Annotated in this window: 9 protein-coding genes; 6 read left to right on the forward strand and 3 right to left on the reverse strand. The window is 70.5% G+C overall.

What is annotated here, in order from left to right; all coding sequences use genetic code 11:
* Nucleotides 1-91 precede the first annotated feature (91 nt).
* The 3 genes from HY68_RS39560 to HY68_RS11465 are packed head-to-tail and all read left to right on the forward strand — an operon-like array spanning nt 92 to nt 5017.
* Nucleotides 92-3889, forward strand: a complete 3798-nt coding sequence (locus HY68_RS39560; protein WP_157874322.1) for a CHAT domain-containing protein — start codon at nt 92-94, stop codon at nt 3887-3889.
* Nucleotides 3890-3909: 20 nt separating this feature from the next.
* Nucleotides 3910-4293, forward strand: coding sequence for a CATRA system-associated protein (locus tag HY68_RS11460; RefSeq protein ID WP_157874323.1), 384 nt, complete (start codon nt 3910-3912; stop codon nt 4291-4293).
* Nucleotides 4294-4339: 46 nt separating this feature from the next.
* The gene (locus HY68_RS11465; RefSeq protein WP_241778539.1) at nt 4340-5017 is read left to right on the forward strand and encodes a hypothetical protein; all 678 of its coding nucleotides are present in this window, start codon (nt 4340-4342) and stop codon (nt 5015-5017) included.
* A 57-nt stretch (nt 5018-5074) separates the two neighbouring features.
* Here HY68_RS11465 and HY68_RS11470 read toward each other — a convergent pair whose 3' ends face one another.
* Nucleotides 5075-5446: a hypothetical protein gene (locus HY68_RS11470; protein WP_041987677.1), complete on the reverse strand. Its 372-nt coding sequence runs from the start codon at nt 5444-5446 to the stop codon at nt 5075-5077.
* A gap of 409 nt (nt 5447-5855) precedes the next feature.
* Between HY68_RS11470 and HY68_RS39565 the strand changes: the two genes are divergently transcribed.
* Entirely contained in the window at nt 5856-6773 is a 918-nt protein-coding gene (locus HY68_RS39565; protein ID WP_052457074.1) for a helix-turn-helix transcriptional regulator, read from the forward strand.
* A gap of 91 nt (nt 6774-6864) precedes the next feature.
* Here the strand turns inward: HY68_RS39565 and HY68_RS11480 are convergent, their stop codons facing one another.
* Entirely contained in the window at nt 6865-9213 is a 2349-nt protein-coding gene (locus tag HY68_RS11480) for a tetratricopeptide repeat protein (protein WP_198533254.1), read from the reverse strand.
* Between the two features lie 211 nt (nt 9214-9424).
* Nucleotides 9425-11668, reverse strand: coding sequence for a CATRA conflict system CASPASE/TPR repeat-associated protein (locus HY68_RS39570; RefSeq protein ID WP_052457075.1), 2244 nt, complete (start codon nt 11666-11668; stop codon nt 9425-9427).
* 48 nt (nt 11669-11716) lie between these two features.
* On the opposite strand from HY68_RS39570, the gene HY68_RS11490 reads away from it, so the two are divergent.
* On the forward strand, nt 11717-12103 hold the full coding sequence (locus HY68_RS11490) for a CATRA system-associated protein (protein WP_157874325.1): 387 nt from the start codon (nt 11717-11719) through the stop codon (nt 12101-12103).
* A 20-nt stretch (nt 12104-12123) separates the two neighbouring features.
* A complete protein-coding gene (locus HY68_RS11495) occupies nt 12124-15492 on the forward strand; it encodes a CHAT domain-containing protein (RefSeq protein ID WP_198533255.1) in 3369 nt (1122 codons plus the stop codon).
* The last annotated feature ends 171 nt before the right edge of the window (nt 15493-15663 follow it).

Raw genomic sequence — 15663 nt, forward strand, 5'->3', positions numbered from 1 at the left:
CGGGCGCGCGGCTGCCGCCGGGCGCCCGCTCCGTATGACGGAAATTTCCGGATGGCGCCTGCGAGGCATGTCACCGGGCAAGACTGAACGCGTGACAGACCTGAGAGCAGTCGTGGACCGCGCGTTGGCCCGCTGTGGCGTGGCGTGGTCGCCCGAGGCGGAGCGGCAGATCGCCACCGCCGGGACGGACCCGCAGAGCTGGCTTCCGGCCGCGACCGGACTGCTGCGCGCCTCGTGGAGCGGTGACGAGACGGGCAGGGCGTCGGCGGTCGCCGCCGCGGCACTGATGGAGTTCGCACTGGACACCGGTCCGCGCGAACATCCCGAGCGGCCCAGCTGGGTGCTGCACCTGTGGCTGGCCGAGCGCACCCTCTCCTTCCGTTACGGCGACTATCAGTTGTCCCGCGATGTGCACCACCACCTCGGCGCCCAGACGCAAGGACGCGCAGCCGACGACCCGGTCCTCGTGGCCGCCACCTACCTCGGACTCCCGCTGCCCCGCCACTTCCAGCCGGTCCAGCAGATCGAGCAGTCCGCGCTCCGGCTCGTCGCCATGCTGCCGCCGGACGACCTCGGCCGCTGCTGTGTCCTGGTCCGGCTCGCCCAGGCCGCCTGCTTCCGTTACGAGTCGGGGGACCAGTCGGCGCTCGACGACGCCTGGCAGCGGGCGCGTGAGGCGTACGACTGCGTCACCACGGACCATCTGGAAGCGGAACTGGTCGGCCGCACCGCTGTGCACGCGGGTGTGAGCTGGTTCCGGGCGCACCCGCAGGACCGCTCGGCCGTCGACTTCGCGCTCCGCGCGGGGCGCGCGGCTGTGGCAGCCGTGGAGTTCGCGCGTGAGCGTGGCAGCCGGCACTCGGGGTACGAGACCGCCTCGGTACACCTGCTCATGGCCATGGCGCTGATGGCGGTGGTGAGCCATACCCTCGAAACCGCCGAGATCGACGAAGCGATGGAGCACCTTGAGGTGTTCCGCGCCGAAGGACCGCCCGACGACCGTGGGCTCTATGCGGTCAACATGGCACCCCTACTGGCCGTCCGAGCCTTCTTCGGCGGATCGGCCAAGGACATCGCACGGGCCGACGAGCTCATGGCAGCCCTTCAAGCCGATCTGCCGGCCGACAGTCCGCTACACCCGCACATCGTCCAGAAGCGCCAGGCGTTCGCCGAACTTCCCCGGCTGATCAAGCTGTTCCCGTTCGGCACCGCCGGAGTGCTGCGCCGGCTGCGGCCCATGCTGGGCCCGCTGCTCGGCGGGGCCGCGCTGCCGTCGATCCAGATGTACGCCCCTCCTCCGTCCCCCGGATACCACTCGCCGGGCCCCGGACCGGAGGACTTCGCCGACATCCTGGGCCGGGCCCCACGTCCCGGCGCCGGACCGGGGGGCGCGTCCGGAGTCCCGCCTACAGGACGGCCCGACACCTTCAACTGGCCGGCCGGACCGCAGGATGTCCCGTCGCTGCGCGATCTGCGGACGCCGTTCGACCCGCAGAAGGAGTCGGACCGTACCGGCCTCCCGCCGCACGCCGAGGCGGTCTCCCGGGGGCTGTTCGGCAGCGCCCCGACCGCGAACGATCCGCGCCGACTGGCCCTCGCGGAAGATGAGTTACGAGCACGTCTGGCTGAACGGGGGCTGGACGACGGCCGTCGCGGCTGGACGGCGACGGTTCTGGTGTTCGCGCTCGCCGCCAAGTACGTCTTCAGCGAGAACGTCGACGAGCTGAGGACAGCCGTCAACGCCGGTGACGAGGTGCTGGCCACGCTGCCGCCCACCAGCTCCCGGTATGTCGACCTACTCTGCGCGGTGGAGTTCTACCGTCATGGGTACGGCTTTCTGCACCAGGACACGGAGACGGTCCGACGTGCGTGCGGCGCCCTGGGCTGGGCCCTCGGACGGCTGCCGGAGGGGTCGTGGCAGTGGCTGGGCTGCGCGCTCCAGTACGCGTCCGTCCTGGCCGACGAGGCTGTGCTGCTCCGCGATCCGGTCAAGGTGAGGGAGGCGCACCGGCTCTACACCGCGGCGGCGCGCGGATTGGAGGGGCCGCCGGACGGGATCCGGTTGCCGGGCGGAGCCGGCGACGAACTGGCGCGGCAGTGGCAGGTTCTCCGTGTCCAGCTGGACATGCTCCGCACGAAGGTCGAACTCGCCGTTGCCGATGTCATCGGTGATCTGTACGCCGTCGAGGAGACCGACGTGCGCTGGGATCCCGATGCCGAGACGCGGCTGCCGCCTTGGGCGAGATTCGAGAACGCCCGCGCCGCGCTCGGCCGGGAGATGGAGCGACCTGACTGGGACAGGGCCGCCGACGCCGCAGCCGTGGCGCTGGCCGTGCTGCCGCTGCTGACGTCGTCGGCGTTGCGCAGGGACGACCGGCAGGCCGTCGTGCGCTCCGCACTGCTGGGCCGTCGTTACCCGGACGCGTCAGCTGCCCGGCGGGCGGCCGACATACCGGATCAGCTCGCCGGGACGAGCCTTGGGCGTACCGGCTGTGCGGTGGCGATCACCGCGAACCGCATCGATCAGGCCGCCGTTCTGCTGGAGCAGGGCCGGGCCGTGCTGATGAGCCAGGACCTGGAGGCGCGGACCGACATCTCGGTGCTTGCGGCCGCACACCCCGCGGAGGCCGCCGAGTTCACCGCCGTCGGAGAGCGGATGTGGCGGGCCGAGGACGCCACGGCTCCCGACGAGGCGACGCGGGTCGGCACGCAGCACGCCGTGGCCGAGGAATGGCAGCGTCTGCTGGACCGGATCCGGTCGCTTCCCGGCTTCGGGGATTTCCTGCTGCCTCCCACCGTCGCGCAGATGCGGGCGGAGGCGGCACAGGGACCCATCGTGCTGGTCAACATCGACCGTCTGCGATGCGACGCGCTGGTGGTCACGCTCCACGACATCAAGCTCGTACCGCTCCAGATAAGCGAGGGGCAACTGGCCCACACCGCAAAGGAGTTCCTGGAGGCGGCGGCCGTTGACCGGGATGCGGCGCTCGACCGGAAGGACGCGGCCCGCGAGACGGTCTTCACGACCCTCGAGTGGCTGTGGGACACCGTCGCACAACCGGTGCTCGACGCCGCGGGCTTCACCGGCCCGATCCCGGACGGCACACCACGCTCCGAGATACCGCGGCTGTGGTGGTCCACCTCGGGACCGCTGGCGCACCTCCCGATCCATGCCGCCGGATACCAGCGCAAGGAGGCGCTGGGCGAGCGGCGCTCCGTCCTCGACCGGGTCGCCTCGTCCTACACCCCCAGCATCAGGGCGCTGCACCATGCCCGGCAGGCGCCGACGGCGCGCTGCGACGCTGGTGCGTTCCTGGCGGTAAGTCAGCCGACCGGCGACAACGGCTCGGACGGGGCGTCCGGAGACGAGGTCGACGCGATCACCAGGACGCTGCGCGGACTCCGTGTCATCGCGGGAGCCGACGCCGGTGTGGAGCATGTCCTCGCCGAACTGCGGTCGGCGGCCGCTGTGCACTTCGCCTGCCACGGCATCAGCGACCCCGACGACCCGTCGAAAAGCCGGCTGGAGCTCGCCGACGGGCCCCTCGACGTGCTGAGTGTCACCCGGCAGCGGTTGCCGCAGGCACAGCTCGCCGTGCTGCTCGCCTGTCACACCGCGCGGAGCGACCGGCTGCCGGACGAGGCGATCCACGTGACGTCGGCCTTCTTGACCGCAGGCTATCCGCAGGTGGTCGGAGCGTTGTGGGGCTCGGCCGACCTGGCTTCGGTGTTGCTGACCGAGAAGCTCTACCGGTCACTGCGCCACTACGGGGCCGGGCTGGACGTCACCGACACAAGCCGGGCCTTGCACGGCATCGTCCGCCAACTGCGCAAACGCTATGTCAAAGCACCGGCGATGTGGGCTCAGTACATCCACACAGGCCGGTGACGGGCAAAAGGGGTTACGTCATGAACGCACCGGACACGCCGCCGCTCGTCGACCGGGAGAGGGCACGAGCTGTGCTGCGCGCGCTACGGGCCGTGCTCGGCTGGGAACTGCCGGACGAAGGGTGGCAGGAGGTTGGCCAACTCGTTGCGGACCTGGCCGAGGCCGTCCGGACGTCGGACACCGATCTCGTGGACGAGCTGACGGCCGACCTGGAGACCGGCGGCTGGCGCGTGACCCGGCTGGGCGCCGCCGACGACGACCGGGTGACCTCCGGCAAAAGGAAGGCGCCCACGCCCGCACCGGTGCGCGAAAGGGTGGTGACGCTCATTCACGTCCTCGATACGACGTCCGACAGGAACGGCGGTCCGGCCGGGGGACCGACAGCCGGGCCCGGCCGCAGATGAGGGGGCAGAGATTCTCGCGGTGCTCGCGAACATAGGAATCGGACTGGTGACCAGCCTGATCGGAGGATGTATCGGCTGGATGTGGGAGCGGGGGCGGCGATCGAGGGCGCTGAACAGGAAGGCGGACTTCTTCGGCATCCGGCCAGGAGAGGACTGCCTGATCGTGCTCGGCAACAAGTACAACGCCCCGGGCACCGCACACCAGCGGGATGTGCAAGCCGTGGTGGAACTGGCGATGCTGGCCGGTGAACTGGGCTGCCGGGTGACGGTGGAGACCGGTGACTACCGCGGCAGCAACGAGGACCGCACCGAGTTCAGTATCGGCGGCCCGATCGGTGACTCCAACGTACGCACCGGCGGTCACCTGGCGGCCCATCTTCCGGGGGTGTCCCTTCGCCCGCACAGCGACCGGGCGGACTCGATGGCCGTCCTCGTGGACGGCGAGCGCTACCTGTTCGACCGTGGCAACCAGGAGTACGCCCTGGTCGCGAAGTTCACCCCGGCGGAGTCGAGCCGTCCGGTGGTCCTCGTCTGCGGGCAGAGCTCCGTGGCGAACCAGGCGGCCATCCACTTCCTGCGGCGCGAGCACGCGCGGGTGGCCGCGGTACTCGCATCGGTGGAGCGCTACTGCTTGGTGGTCAAAGTCTCGTACATCGGCGTCTACACCTTCCACCAGGCGGTCCTGGAGAAGGACGTCTCCCGGGCCGCCTTTGGAAACGAGTGAACCCCCGGTGTGCGACCGGGGGTTCACCCATCTCCGAAAACGGGCCGATCCCTTCGCTCAGATCCCCGAGTACTTGAGTGAGGGGTCTCCTTCTTCGAGGGCGGCGATGAACCGGCGGACCTTGCCGTTCGCCTTGATGCCCAGCGCCTCCAGGGTCCTGACGACCTGGACCGCGATCTCCCGCTGTTCGCCGCGGTCCCACACGTACATGTGGACCCCCGCCCCACGGCCGCCGAGAAGCGCGACCACGGCGAAGTCGGGCCGGTCCTGGTCGACATGGTCGAAGACCGATCCCGTGGGCTCCTCGAATCTCGTCCCGGCACCGGTGATGTTCTCGTTGATCCAGCTCACCCGCATCGACCTGCGGAAAAGCTCCGCGATCTCCTGCATGGACGCCTGGGTGATTATCTCTACAGGCTGTTTGGCCATTTGCTCGACTCCTTGATCTGGATTTTCCCGCCACGCACCGGAGTTACTTGTCCTCGAAGACCTTCTCGCTGAAGCGGTACCGATTTCCGCTGGCTATGTAGTTCTTGCAGGCGGGGTTGCGGCATTCGTAAACCACCCATGAACCCATGGGTTGCCGCTGCTCGCTCTTGACGGTCATGCGCTGTCTGCATACCTGGCAATTCAGTCCTTTGGCCACGGAACTGTTCTAAGCAATGGGCCGGTTGTCCGCAACGGTCTTCCCGTGAAGTGGACGATTACCGGAAAACGCCTTCTCCGCGCGGTGATCGCGATCCGGGGCGGGCCGCACGGGAATGTGGAACACTCGGTGATGTCGCCGGAACCGTGAGAAGGGTGGGTGATCATGGGTCGCCCGCAGAAGGAAATAATCTTGGACGGATCGCCGACCCGGCTCTTCGCGTTATGGCTGCGCGATCTCCGTAGTACCGCGGGGCTGACGCTCGAACAGCTGGCGCGGCGCACGGGATACGGCCGGACGACCGTGAGTGACGCGATGCGCGGCAAGGATCACCCCTCGCGTCCGGTGACTCTGGCGGTCGTGGGCGCCTGCGGCGGCGACGTGGACCGGTGGGCCGTGTTCTGGGCGGAGGTGCGCCGTGCCCTGGACCCCAACGCGTACGGACCCGTGGACATCACCCCGCCACCCTGGGACCCGCCGGCTCCCGAGAACGGGACACATGGTGTCCACGGCGAGCAGTGCCCAGCCGGCTGCACACGCACCGACCCGCACGGCTGGTACGTGGAGTCGGTCCATACCCAGGTACGTCTCGACACGCCGGCCGCCGAAGCGGTCGAGCGACGGGTGATCGTCGCGACCTGCGACGGTCTGACGGACATCCCGGTCGCCTTCAGCGTCCCCCGGCGCGCGGGGGACGTGACCGCCGGCCACGGGCTGGACGTCTCGGCCGTCCGGGGCGGCCGGCTGGAGCTGCGCGAACACCCCTACGAGAGCTACTTCCAGCAACGGCTGGTGCTGCCCGCACCACTGCGGGTGGGGATCCGGCACGAGTACGTGCTGCGGCTGCGGATACCCCCGGCGCAGCCGATGGCACCGCACTTCGTACACATTCCGCTGACCCGCAGCGAGCACTTCCGTCTGCGCGTCCGCTTCGACCCCGCCAGGGAGCCGCGTGCGGTCTGGCAGCTGGCCGGGGTGCCGCCCGCCGTGATCTACCAGCAGAGCCCTGGGACCCGCCTGCTGAGCCCCGACCGACGCGGCACGGTGGCCGTCGAGTTCGAGGCGATGAAGGTGGGATACGGCTACGGGCTGTGCTGGCAGTTCGAATAGCACGGCTGCCGACCCCGGTCAGACCCTAGGTCGTGTCCGCGAAGTCTCGTCTGGCTCGCGGGGGCGGACGACGATACTTTGCGGACACTCCCTAGGGGACATGCGTGCGCCGCAGCTGGGCGCGTACCCGTGCGGCGTCCGGATGACGCAGTTCTTCGAAGAGGGCAAGCGCCTCATCGAGCAGCCGACGGGCGTCCTGGTGGTGGCCGAGTTCCGCCCAGGCGTCGGCCAGATGGTTCAGGGCGTGCGCTTCCCGGTACCGGTCGCCCAGCAGTCGGTCGAGCGCCAGGGACGACTCGTAGTGGCCGATCGCCTCGGCATGCCTGCCCAGCCCCTGCTCCGCACGTCCCATGCTGAGCAGGATCCCGGCACGGCCGTCCAAGTGATCCAGCTCCGTGTACAGGTCGAGGGCCCGTCTCCCGTGCTCCAGCGCGACGGCGTGGTGGTTCAGTTGTTCCTGTTGCTGGGCCAGGGCGGTGAGGCCCTCGGCGAGGGCCAGCGGTTCCCGGGTCTGTTCGGCCATTGCCAGGGCCAGCCTGGCGTGCGGTAGTGCCCGCCGGTGGTCGCCACGGGACGCGTACACCCGTACGAGAGACAGCCGCACCTCGCGTGTCCCTTCGCGGTCCTCGAGCCGGTGGCACTCGCGCAGCGCCGCGAACAGCAGGTCAAGGGCCTCTTCGGTGCGGTGCAGCCGGGACAGGGCGTCGGCGAACTGGCGGGTGCCGGTGGCCCACGCGAGCCGGTTTCCGGCGCGGGAAGCGGCCTCGCGGGCAAGGCTGTGGACGGAAGCGCGCTGGACGCGACGCCCTGACCGGCGCAGGTACACCGCACAGGCCCTGGCCAGCTCCCAGGCGTACGCCTCGAAGCTGTCGGTGACAGCGGCCAGTGTCATCACGTTCTGGAGCGTGGCCAGTTCGGCCTCGAACCACGCCATGGCCTGGACGTGGTCGCTGACGGGCGGCTCCGTACCTGTCCGCCGGCCCGCCGGGGTCAGCAGCGGCCGCCACGGTTCGAGGTGGTGGTCGGCCAGCCGGGCCGAGTCCAGGTAGTGGCGGAACAGGCGCTCGGTCCCTGCGCGGTGCTCCTCGGCGGGCCCCAACTCCGTCAGCTCCTTCGCGTAGAGCCAAAGCAGGTCGTGCGGGGCGAATCTGCCCGGCGTCTGCTCCTGGACCAGGTGGGTCGCGCTCAGCGTGTCGAGCAGCACGCGCGGGGGCGTCCGCTCGTCCATCAGCGCGGCGCACGCGAGGCCGTCGACGTCCGGACCGGGGTGGCAGCCGAGCAGCCGGAACAACCGGGCCGCTGCCGGAGGCAGGAGCGCGTACGACCCCTGGAACACCGTCCGGAGGTCGAGGTCGGCGTCCTGGAGTCCCAGGACGTCCAATCGGGCCTGCGCCTCGCGGAGTTCGGTGACGAGGTGGCCGATCGACCTCGCAGGAGCCATCGTCGCGCGCGCCGCCGCGACGCTGAGCGCCAGGGGCAACCGGGCGCAGAGGTCGACCAGTTCGTCCGTCGCGGCTGGTTCGAGGGCCGGACCCTGCGTGCCGATCCGGCGCTCCAGCAGGTCCCGGGCGGCGTACCGGGGCAGTACGTCGAGGCTGACCCGCAACGCTCCCTCCCGTACGACCAGGCCGTCGAGGCGGTTGCGGCTGGTGACGACCGCGACGGATCCGGCGTCGCTCGGAATCAGCGGACGCACCTGCTCGGCGGAGCGGGCGTTGTCCAGCAACAGCAGCATGCGCCGGCCGGCCAGCAGGGTCCGCAACAGCGCCGAGGCGACAGCCTGATCGGCCGGAACGGCGGCGGGTGCGACACCGAGCGCCTGGAGGAAGCCGTGCAGCGCCTCACCGGGGTCCATGGGTGCCTCGGAGCTGAAGCTCCGCAGGTTGACGTGCAGTTGGCCGTCCGGAAACCGGTCCTGGACGCGGCGGGCCCAGTGCAGTGCGAGGGACGTCTTGCCGACCCCGGCCGTGCCCTCGACGACAGCCACCACCGTGGATCTCGCGCCGGCGGCGTCCTGGGTCTCCAGCAACGAGTCGAGTCGGTCGATTTCGGCCTCTCGGGCCACGAAGCCCGGCCTGGCGAGGGGAAGTTGGTGCGGCACTCGCGGCAGCGGCGGTGCTGCTCCCGCTCTCGTGGCACGCAGCCGCCGGGCGGTGTCGGCGGAGTCCCGCAGCGTACTCAGCCTGCCGGCCTCCGGGCCTGTCACACCGAGTGCGGAGAGCAGTTCGTCGAAGACCCGGACGCTCGCGAGCGTCGTGCCGTTGAGGTAGGCGTACACGCTGCTGGGGGAGACGCTGAGCCGTCTGGACAGTTCGTGACGGTCGATCGCACGGCCCCGCCGCTTCTCGGCGCGGACCACGGCCCGGGTCAGCTCGGCGGCCAGCCGCTGTCTGAGTGCCGCGGGGTCCGTGTCGTCCTGCCGGGACATGTCGCTCGACACCGTTCCTCCGCGCGCCGTTCGTGATTCCGCACCGCGAATTCCAGACCTTTCCAGTGTCGTCCAGAACAGCCGCGAGGTCAGCGGTTCCGCATGTTCCCGTGAGCACCGACGCCGCCGAGGAAGGCCCCCGCCGGTTTGCCCACAGGAGGACCGCCACCATGCAGACCCATTGATTTCCGGAGTCGGCGCCCTTCAGGGAAGACGCCGGCCGTCAGTCCGTGGGCGGCGCCGACTCCCGCGCACAGTCCAGCAACTTGGTGGCGGCGGCGTGCCAGGTCACGCGGTCGGCCATCGTCTTGCGTACCTCCGCCGCCTGCTGGAATGCCCCGGACACGCTCCACATCATGTTGCTGATGGCCCGCGCCCAGCGAGTGACGTCGTTCTTCACCTCGCGGGCCGTCGCGCCCACGTCCATCACCATCCGCTCCACCTGGTCGGGCGGCAACGTCTCGGTGAGCAGCATGCCGAGGCCGCTCCTGCTGCTCACCAGAACGGGCACTCCTGCGGTGATCGCCTCCAGTCCCACCAGGCCGAACGATTCGGCCCGGGACGGCATGAGCACCAGACTGGCCCGCGCGACATCGTCGATCACCTCCTGCGGATCGGAGCTGTAGGGCCGGGGGATGACGTGCACGGCGGGGTTGTCGATCCATTTCTCCGCCATGGTGCGGAATGCGTGGGACTCTCCTTCCGGCACTCCCCGGGCGACCAGTTCCCATCTCCCGGGGTGAGATCTCTCCGGCACGGCCTTGCCCAGTGCCCGGCAGGCGATGTCCAGTCCTTTGCCGCCGGCCACGTCCAGCCGTCCCATCAGCAGGATCTGCGGGACGGCTTCGGGCGGTGGTGGCCCGGTCACCGGGGTCCCGGTGTCGAATCCGGGGTAGATCCGCAACGGCGGCCCGAGGGCTTCATGTCTGCGCGCATGTCGCTCTCTGAGAAGCGCATTCTCCAGCCGTGCTCCTACCGGCACCGTCCGCAGGGCGCCCCGGCACAGATCGAACTCCCGTTTGGTGCGTGCGGCGGTGTGGGCACCCACGTCGACTTCGCCGGGCAATTTGTACCACTCCCCCTGATCGGGCTCGACGTGGAGGAAGTGCAGCCGCTTCGAGCCCCGGAAGTGGTCCTCCGACTGCTGTCTGGCCGCCGGTCCCGTGACCCGGCCGTGGCCGATGACGAGTTCGGGTTCGAATCCGCCGGGCAGGTCAGGGCGGCGCATCAGCGTCTCAGCGCCGATATGGCCGGGGCGGGCTGCGTTGTGCAGCCGTACCCCGTGCTGCGCCGCGTGGGCACGCTCCTGGTCGGACAACTTCTCGACCAGGACACAGAGATCGGCTCCGGCCGCCACGAGCGCGATGCACAAATGCCGGTTGAACGTACTCAGACCGCCCGCCTTCGAGAACCACTCGTCGGCGACGACAAGCACCCGTACGGGCCGTTCCGACGATGTGCCCCGCACGGCGGGCATCGTCTCGGTCCGGGAAGGAGCCTCTGCGCTGCGTGAGGGCTCGGCACGGCTCGCCTCCTCGGGCTGCTCCGCGCGCTCCGGAACGTCCGGCGCTTCCTTGTCGCGGACCAGTTCGACCTGCGCCAGCTCGTCGTCGAGCACCTCGGTGAACCAGCCGACGAAGTTCCGGTCGTCATCGAGGACTTCGGTCGCGACGAGGGTGTCACCGGCCGGGTCGCAGACCCGAAGCGCGCGGCAGGCGTTGTCCCATGCCCTTTCCACGGAGTGGCGGGTCGCTCTCAGCTGCTCGGCCGGACCTGTCAGTTCCCGGTCCGTCCCTCCGCCGCCGTACGGCGGCCGGAGGAAGGCCCGTGAGCCGCCGTCGGCGAGACGGCTGTGGCCCGCCAACTGGTGCCGGACGGAGGTCATATGCATCAAGTACCGGACGAACACGGGCATCTCGGTCGCGTCGCCGTTCGACCACGCCCACGCGCCGAGCAGACTGTCCTCCGGAACGGTGCCGAGCAGCGACAGGTTGCGCATGGATTCCCTTTCGTCCCGCGTCCCCAGCTCCGACAGTTCCAGCTTGCCCGCCGTGGCGTCCGGTTTCTTCCCGAGCAGCAAGGTCACCCCGCCCAGGTGCGCGGGGCCGAGCGGACCGACCAGCTCGTCGAGTCGCCGGCGCAGATCCGGCCAGGTGCGCCCCGGAGCTGCGCCCAGCAGCAGCGACAGACCGAGGATCTCGTGGTCCCGGCGCACGATCGCCTGGTCGAGGCGCTTGTCGGCCTGCACGGCCGCCACCGGTACGGAGCCGTGCAGTGGCGCGTCGGGGAGGTGGTCCGGAATCCGGGTCGGAATCCAGGCGGTCACCGGTTCATCCGCTCCCTGACGCTGCCGGAACCGGTTCCAGATTCCGGCGAACGACCTCAGGCCCTGATCGGTGAGCGAACTGTCCAGAGGCACGAAAAGGTGGGCGGCGACTTCCTGCTGCACCACCGCGGGTTCGGACACGTGACAGCTCACCTCTGCGTCGCGCGAAGCGCTGGTTAGAGTAAGTCCATGCAGTCTAGAGGGGATTCACCCGGTTCGGGCATGGACGACGAGACGCTCACCCGGGCATGCGAAGTGCTCGGTGACCTCCAGGAGTGGCGGCTTCCTCCGGCGAACTGGGCGCGTCCCGCCGGCATCGTGGACAGGCTCGCGGACGCATGGAGCTCGGGTGACGCGGACGCCGTCGACGCCGCCACCGCCGCCCTGGAGATGCTCAGCCCGCACCGGGTCGAGCGCATGCGTGACTCCGCCGACGTCCCGCCGCCCAAGGTCCTCCGCGAGCGGGTGGTCACCCTGATCCATGTCATCGCGGGCGAGGACACAACTTCGGACGACGCGGTGACGGGTACGGAGGCCACATCCCAGGACAGCGGTACGCGACCGGGCGGGCAGTGAGCGAGGCACCGACGGGTCCGGTGACCGACTCCCCTGCCGTTGAGGGTGGTTCACCGCTGCACGTCGCCAACGACTGGCGGCTGCGGTACGAGCGGACCGGTGACGCCCACGATCTGGTACGAGCCGAGACGGCGGCCAGAGACGCCGTGCGACGCCGCCGTGAACTGGGCCTCGAAGCGCTCGAGGAATTCGCGGAACTCGCCCAGATCCTGCGCTACGGCTTCGCGGCGACGGATGATCCCCGCACTGCCGCCGAGGCTGTTGCCGCCGGCCGCAGCGCGCTGGCGGAGAGCCACGGTGCCGGGCCCGGCGCCCATGCTGGCGCCGGTCCCGACAGCGAGATCCACAAGCGACGCTGCCTGCTCGCCGGGACCCTTGTCGAGTGCCGTTTCGCGCTCCCGGACGGCGCGTTGACGGAGGCGGTGGACCTGGTGCGCGAGTCGATGGCCGCTGCTCCCCGCAGCCGTGACGTGGCGCAGATCTCCGCAGCCGTGCTCAGCGTATGGGCGGACGAGTACGGGGACCTCGACGTGTCCCGTGAGGCCGAATCGGCGGCGCGGCTCGCGGAGTCCGTGGCCGGATCCGACGAAGGGCGGAAGGCGCAGGCGGTCGACACCCTGGCGGACGTATTGCGCGAGCGCTACGACCTGACCCGCGAACTCGACGTGCTGGACGAGGCGATCGCACTCGGTGAGCGGGGTACGGAAACCGCGGACGGCCTGCCCGAGGACAGGGCGGCCCGCCTGGGGCACCTCGGCGTCACGCGGTTGATCCGCTACGAGGCGACCGGGGAGCGGGCCGACCTGGACGAGGCGATCCGGCTGCACGAGGAGGCGCTTGCGCTGATCCGGGCCGACCATCCCGATACCGGCATGCACCTGAACAACTTGGGGGCGGCGGTGGGCGAACGCGCCCGACTCCTGCGCACCGATGTTGAGTTGGACGCGGCGATCGAGCGGAGCCGCGCCGCCGTGCGCCGTCGCGCGGCCACACCGACCCGCGTCAAGCGCCTGAGCAATCTCGGCGGCGCCCTGTTCAACCGGTTCGTGCGCTTCGGGGATCTGGCCGACCTCGACGAAGGCATCGACCATGAGCGTGAAGCGGTGCGACTGGCGCGTGGCGGCACCGCCCGGTCCGGTCTGCTCGGGAACCTGGCCGGTGCGCTGGCCGAGCGGTACGACTGGCAAGGCGCCCGCGGTGACCTTGTCGAGGCGTTGGCCCTGCTGCGTGACGCCCTCGACGCCGGGCCGCGGCCCGGCACGCTCGCCAACCTGACGAACTCCTACGGTGTCGCGCTGCACGCGTGGTACGAGCTGACCGGCGACCAGGACGCGCTGGACGCGGCGCTCGGCCAACTGCGCAAGGGTGCCACGGTCGACAGCGTCACCGATCCGCAGTTCTCGCTCCGACTGGCCAATGTGGTGACATCGTTGCAGGTGTCGTCAGCGCAGCGGGAGCACGCCGCGGCCGACGCGGTCGCCGTCGCTCGCCGTGCCCTCGTCACCCTGCGGGACGGCCCTGCGGCCGCCGCGATCCGCACCAGCCTCCTTCTCGCCCTGCATGCCCTGGGCGGGCAGGACGACGTGGACGAGGCGGTCGAGCTGGCCCGGACCCTGGTCGACGAAGCCCCCGAGGACGATCCCGGAGGCGGGCAGTCGCTGTCGAACCTCGCCTACGTTGTGAACAGCCGTTACGAGAACCGTGGTGACCCACGGGACCGCGCCGAGGTGTTGACCGCGTTGCGTGCCGCCGCCCTGAGCGAGGCCGCCGGACCCACCGTCCGGCTGCACGCGGCACGGTCGTGGGGGCAGTTCGCCGCCCGGGAGGGCGACTTCGAACAGGCGGCCACCGCCTTCGCGGCAGCCGTCGAACTGCTGCCGGACGCGGCGCCCCGGCGCCTGGAGCGGCCCGACGCGCAACGATGGCTGGCCGAGTTCTCCGGACTGGCCTCCGACGCGGCCGCGATGTGGCTGGCCCGCGCCGAGCCGGAGCGGGCGATGAGCCTGCTGGAACTCGGGCGCGGTGTGCTGCTCCACCGCACCCTGGGCATCAGGGGCGACACGGCGAAGGTGCGGGAGGCGGACGCCGCCCTTGCCGACCGGTTCGAGGAGCTGCGCGACGAGCTGGACCAGCTGGATATGGTCCGGTCGCCGCTCCCCTCGATACCGTCGCCGCTCCGGGGCGGTGCGGGCGGCGTGCCCCGGCACGCCCCTGGGAGTGAGCGGAACCGTGAACGCCGCCGGGACCTGGAGGCCGAACTGGCGGCGGTGACCAGCCGGATCACCGCGCTCCCCGGTCTGGCGGGCTTCCGGCGTCCGCCGGAGACCACCGCACTGCTCGCCGAGGCGGCCGAGGGTCCGGTCGTCGTCGTGAACGTCAGCTCCTACCGTTGCGACGCTCTCCTTCTCACCTCCGGTGGCCTGCGGCACGTACCCCTGCCGGGGCTGACCGCCGAGGAACTCGACCGTACAGCCGTCGAGTTCCACCGGGACGCGGTGACCGCGCTGGATCCCCGCGCCGATCGGGGCGACGTCGAGGCCGCCGAGGCCAGACTCGGCGGAGTGCTCGACCTGCTGTGGCGGGAGGTGGCGGCCCCTGTCCTCACCGAGCTGGGCCCGCCCGGTTCTGCCACGCGTCTTTGGTGGGTGCCGACCCAGGCGCTGTGCCAGTTGCCGTTGCACGCCGCCACCGCCGCCGACTCCGGTGAGTCGCTGGTGGACCTGACGGTCTCCTCGTACAGCCCTACCGTGACCGCACTGCATCACAGTCGGCGTCGCGCGTCAGCGGTGCTGCCGGGCGACGACGCCGTGCCCCGTGGTGCGGCCGTGATCCACGCGAGTGGCGACGGGATCGACGCACCGATGCTCCCGGCGGCGCGTCGGGAGGTACACGCGGCCGCGCGTTATCTGGGCGTCGATCCGCTCGACGCGGGGAACTGCGACCGCTCGGTCCTGACGAGTGCGCTGGTGACCTCTTCGTACCTGCACCTGGCACTCCACGCCAAGGCGGATGCCGAGGATCCCGGGGACAGCCGTTTCCTGCTCCCGGACATCGATCTGACCTTCGCCGACATCGCCGCACTGCGGAACGGGTGGGGCCGCCTGGCCTACCTGTCTGCCTGCGAAACCGCACATACGGTACGGGAGTTGGTGGATGAGTCGATCAATCTCACTGCGGCGTTCCAGCTCGTGGGCTTCTCCGGCGTGATCGGAACCCAGTGGCGCGTCCCTGACGCCGTGGCCGAAACGGCCGCCCGCCGTTTTTACACCGAGCTGGCCCGCACCGACGGCGACCCGGCCCAAGCCCTTTCCCGTACCGCCCGCCATCTCAAGAGGCGCTATGCGGCCGCCCCGGCGGCGTGGGCGGCCCATCACCACGTCGGCGTCTGAGGCCGCCGCCGCAATGAAAAGGCGTACGCCATCCGGAGGGCCGGGGCGTCCGCAGAGCGGGGCAGAGGAACTCGATTCCGCTGCCGGCGCTGTGACGGCAGGCGATGATCCGAGTGGTACGGCGCGTTCGCCGAGGTCGCGAACTCTTCCGGCGGTCCTTGGGACCGCGCC

The sequence above is a fragment of the Streptomyces sp. AcH 505 genome (assembly GCF_000818175.1).
Classification (GTDB): Bacteria; Actinomycetota; Actinomycetes; order Streptomycetales; family Streptomycetaceae; genus Streptomyces.

Bases quoted from the DNA above. Each gene is read 5' to 3' on its own strand.
- HY68_RS11460 (WP_157874323.1), top strand. From the start codon at position 3,910: ATGAACGCACCGGACACGCCGCCGCTCGTCGACCGGGAGAGGGCACGA.
- HY68_RS11490 (WP_157874325.1), top strand. From the start codon at position 11,717: ATGCAGTCTAGAGGGGATTCACCCGGTTCGGGCATGGACGACGAGACG.
- HY68_RS11470 (WP_041987677.1), bottom strand. From the start codon at position 5,446: ATGGCCAAACAGCCTGTAGAGATAATCACCCAGGCGTCCATGCAGGAG.